The organism is Pararhodobacter sp. (genome assembly GCF_034676075.1).
GTDB lineage: Bacteria > Pseudomonadota > Alphaproteobacteria > Rhodobacterales > Rhodobacteraceae > Pararhodobacter.
The window spans coordinates 1-4,070 of the sequence record NZ_JAUCCQ010000204.1; the positions used below are offsets into that span (position 1 = coordinate 1).

4 protein-coding genes are annotated in these 4,070 nt (G+C 68.7%); 1 reads left to right on the forward strand and 3 read right to left on the reverse strand.

All coding sequences use genetic code 11. From position 1 onward, the window contains the following. The 3 genes from VDQ18_RS23095 to VDQ18_RS23105 form a co-directional block, all read right to left on the reverse strand. Positions 1–503 (reverse strand): ABC transporter permease (locus tag VDQ18_RS23095; RefSeq protein WP_323023203.1); only part of this gene is annotated, 503 nt, incomplete at its 3' end. After that, positions 500–1,228, reverse strand: a complete 729-nt coding sequence (locus tag VDQ18_RS23100; RefSeq protein ID WP_323023204.1) for an aspartate/glutamate racemase family protein — start codon at positions 1,226–1,228, stop codon at positions 500–502. The genes VDQ18_RS23095 and VDQ18_RS23100, both read right to left, overlap by 4 nt. 8 nt (positions 1,229–1,236) lie before the next feature. Next, positions 1,237–2,853, reverse strand: a complete 1,617-nt coding sequence (locus VDQ18_RS23105) for an ABC transporter substrate-binding protein (RefSeq protein ID WP_323023205.1) — start codon at positions 2,851–2,853, stop codon at positions 1,237–1,239. A gap of 270 nt (positions 2,854–3,123) precedes the next feature. Between VDQ18_RS23105 and VDQ18_RS23110 the strand changes: the two genes are divergently transcribed. Continuing rightward, on the forward strand, positions 3,124–4,070 hold a 947-nt coding region (locus VDQ18_RS23110), incomplete at its 3' end, for a thiamine pyrophosphate-binding protein (RefSeq protein ID WP_323023206.1).

Consider the following 4,070-nt stretch of genomic DNA (forward strand, 5'->3'; position numbering starts at 1 on the left):
GTCACGGCGAAGATCAGGATCATCATCAGGCCGATCCAGTAGGGCGGCGTGCCATAGAGCAGCAGCGCCAGGAACGAGATCACCCGGTCCGGCCAGCGGTTGGCGTAGCGCGCGGCGGTGACGCCGAAGACGATGCCGCCGATGACCGCGATGACGATCGCCGCGCCCATCAGCATCAGCGTGGCGGGCATCCGGCTGAAGATCAGCACCGAGACCCGCTCGTTGAAGACATAGGAATAGCCGAGGTCCAGCGTCGCCAGCCGCACGAGGAAGGCCCAGAGCTGGCTGAGCAGCGGCTGGTCCAGACCGAACTGGGCGCGCAGCTGGGCGATATAGGCGGGGTCGGCGGTGCCTGCCTGCCCGGCCAGAGCCTCGGCCGCGTCGCCGGGGGCGAGCTTCAGCAGGAAGAAGTTGATGATGGCAATGGCCAGCATCGCCAGCGCACCATAGGCCACCCGCTTGGCCAGAAAGGCCCAGGGGAAGCGGCGTCGGATCGGTTTCATGCGGGGATTTCCGTAGGGCATGCAGGCGGCAGGCTTCCATCGGGCCGGGCCTGCCCCTGATGGATGGCCAGAAGCCAGTCGTAGAAGCCATAGACCGGCAGGTCCAGCGCCTCGGCCAGCGCCGCCTGATAGGGCGGCAGGTTGGTGCATTCGAGGACCAGCGCCGCCGTGTCGGGGGCGCGGTCCAGCAGGGCGCGGGCGGCGGCGATCAGCTCGGCCGTAGCCCGCTGGGCGTCGATGGGGCGGTCGGGGTCGTTGGCCCGCAGGACGTTCAGCAGATGCGCCTCCTCGGGCAGCGCGCCGACCGGCAGGTCCGGCGCGACACCGGCAGCAGCCAGATGCGCCGGGGTGATAGAGCCTTGAAGCAGGCCCATGACCGCGGCCTTGCCGTGCTGGCGCTGCCGGAGCGGGATCTGGAACAGGGACGAGGCGGTGAAGGGCACCGGGCAGCCCTGCGACAGCCGCGCCTGCTGAAAGACCAGCAGCCCGCAGGAGGTGGTGATGAGTTCCGCCCCGCGCGCCACCAGACGGTCACGCGCGGCGCGGAACCCCTCGGCCAGCGCCGGATCATCAGGGTCGCCCTGCAGGATCCGGGTGATGCTGGCCCCGCCCACGGTTTCGTACAGAACCCTGCCGCCGAAGGTGCTTGCATTGCCGATGTCGCCGGGCGGCCGCGCGAAGCGCGTGTCCAGCAACAGGACGCCGACAGGCGGCAGGGTCTGCACCGGCTGGCTCATCCGGTGAAGGCGAGCGAGCCGTAGGGGGCGCGGATGCCGTCAGGGCCGGGAACGAAATTCTCGACATTGGCGGCGGCGATGGTCACGTAGATCGGCCGCGCCACCGGCAGGATCGGCAGGTCGGTCATCGCAAGCTGCTGGAAGCGCACGAAGAGGGCGCGGCGGGCCTCGGGGTTGGGTTCGACCGAGGCGTCCTCGAGGATCTGGTCCATCTCGGCGCTTTCATAGCCGGTCGAATTGACGAAGGGCGTCCCCTGCGAGGCGGCCTTCGACCACCAGAAGCGTTGCGAGCCGATGGTCGGATCGGCGGTGACCGAGCCCGGATAGAGCGTCAGATCGTAATCGTATTCGCCAAAGACCGAGCGGATGAAGGTAGGAATATCGGCGCTGATCAGCTCCAGATCGACGCCCACGTCGCGGAAGTTCTGTTTCAGGAACTGGCCCATCCGTTCATAGGTGTCGCCCACCGTCGGCGCGATCAGCCGCAGGCTGAAGCGCATGCCGTCGGCACCCCGGGCATAACCGGCGGCATCGAGCAGCTCGTTGGCGCGGGCCGGGTCGTACGGGTAGCTCGGCACATCGGCGGTGTAGAAGTTGGGCAGGGTTTCCGGGATCGGGCCGGTCAGGATCTCGGCCAGACCGTAATAGACCACATCCAGCATCGCCGCGCGGTTCATCGCGTGCATCAGCGCCTGACGGACCTCCAGCTTGGCGAGGTGTTCGTTGCGCAGGTTGGTGTGGATCATGTCGAGCGAGTTGTTCATCTCGGTCCCGCGGGTTTCCACCTGGAAATCGGGGCTGTCGACGAAACGCTGGACCTGGTTCACCGGGATCGGGCCGTCACCGGCCAGATGCAGCTCGCCCGCATCGAGCGCGGCAGCGCGGGCCGAGGGGTCGGTGATGATGCGGATCACCAGGCGTTCCAGTTTCGGCTCGCCCTCGCCCCAATAGTTCGGGTTGGCGGTCATGATGATATGCGAGCCGCGCTCCCAGGTCTGGAAGACGAAGGGGCCGGTGCCGACCGGGGCGTTGTTGGCGGGGTTCTGGAGGACATCGGTCCCCTCATAGACATGCTTCGGCAGCATCGGCGATTCCCAGCCGGCCAGCGCGTACATCAGCGCCGGGGCGGGCTGGCTGAGGCGGAGGATGGCAGTGTGCTCGTCCGGGGTCTCCACCGCGGTGACGCTGGCCAGCGTCGAGCGGCCGCGCGGGTGGTGCTGCTTCAGGATCTCCATGATCGAATATTGCACGTCGGCCGAGGTGAAGGGCTCGCCATCGTGCCATTGCACGCCCTCGCGCAGGGTGAAGGTGATGGAGAGGCCGTCCTCGGCCACCTCCCAGGCGGTGGCCAGCGCCGGGGTGGGCGAGACGTTGAAATCGTAGTTCAGAAGGCCCTCGAGCATCTTGCCCGAGACGACCGTCACCGGCGAGGCGGTGTTGAAGGCGGCACACATGGCGTTCGGTTCGGGCGTCACGCACATGGCCAGGGTGCCCGATTGCTGGGCTTTCAGCGGGCCGAAGGGCAGGATTCCGGCGGCGAGGCCCGCACCCGAGGCCAGCAGCAGGGCGCGGCGGCTCATGGCGAAGGTCGGGGAGGTCGGTGTCTTGGTCATGTCATTTCCCTGTTGCGCGGGTCGAATGGCCCGGTTGCCCCGGCAGGACACCGGGCGAGCATTCGCTCTGTCTCCGGCGCCAGTGTTGCGGTTCCTGGAGTATTCCGGCGTGCCCCCGTTCTCGCCAGTAGGGGGGTTTCAGATTCCAGTTCTGATTTTTCTGTTATCGGTCATTTCACCGGATTGGCCTGCAATCAGGGGGTGAAGCCCGTTGCAACTGCCCCGGCCCGGGTGAAAACCTGTGCGAAATCAACAAACGGGAAACGCGAGATGGATCACCTGACGGGCGCCGGGGCGCTGGCCCTTCTGATCCGCGACTGGGCGCGGGGTCCGGCCTTCCATGTCCCCGGCGAGGGGATTCTGGAGCTGGTCGACGCGCTGGAAGGCGCGGGCGTGCCGCTGATCTCGTGCCGGCACGAGGCGGGCGCGGCGGTGGCGGCGCAGGCGGCGGGGCAGGTGACGGGGCGGCCGGGGATCTGTCTGGTCGGCCGGGCGCCGGGCGCGCTGAACGCGGCGCTGGCCCTGCACACGGCGCGCACCGACGGGGCGCCGATGATCCTGATCCTGGGCCAGCCCTCGCGCGCGATCGCGGGGCGGGAGCCTTATCTGGACAACGCCGATTTCGCGCAGGCCTTTGCGCCTTCGGCCAAATGGGTCGGGTCCTGCGATACTGCCGCGCGGCTGGTGGAGATGCTGTCGCGCGCCTGGGCCGAGGCGATGGGCGGCCGTCACGGGCCGGTGGTTCTGGCCCTGCATGAGGAGGTCTGGCACGAGGAGATCCCCGCCGCCAGCCTGCCCGCCACGCCCCCGGCCCCGCCCCGCCCGCAGGCCCCGGGCGAGGATCTGGACCGGCTGGCCGATGCCCTCGCCGTCGCCCAGCGCCCCCTGATCCTGGCCGGTGGCACCGGCTGGACGGCCGAGGAAATCCGCTGTCTGGCACTCTTCGCCGAGGAAAGCGGGATCCCGGTTGCCACCGCCTATCGCTGCCGCGACCTGATGCCGGCCAGCCATCCGCTGATGGTCGGGGAACTGGGGATCGGCGCGGACCCGGCGCTGGCGCGCAAGGTGGCCGAGGCCGATTGCCTGCTGGTGCTGGGGATGCGGCTGGGCGAGATCAACACTTTCGGTGCCAATGTCTTCGAGGGCTACCGGCTGATCGAGACCCCCGTCCCGGCGCAGGCCGTGCACCATGTCCACCCCGACCCGGCCGAGTTGAA

Bases quoted from the DNA above. Each gene is read 5' to 3' on its own strand.
- VDQ18_RS23105 (WP_323023205.1), bottom strand. From the start codon at position 2,853: ATGACCAAGACACCGACCTCCCCGACCTTCGCCATGAGCCGCCGCGCC.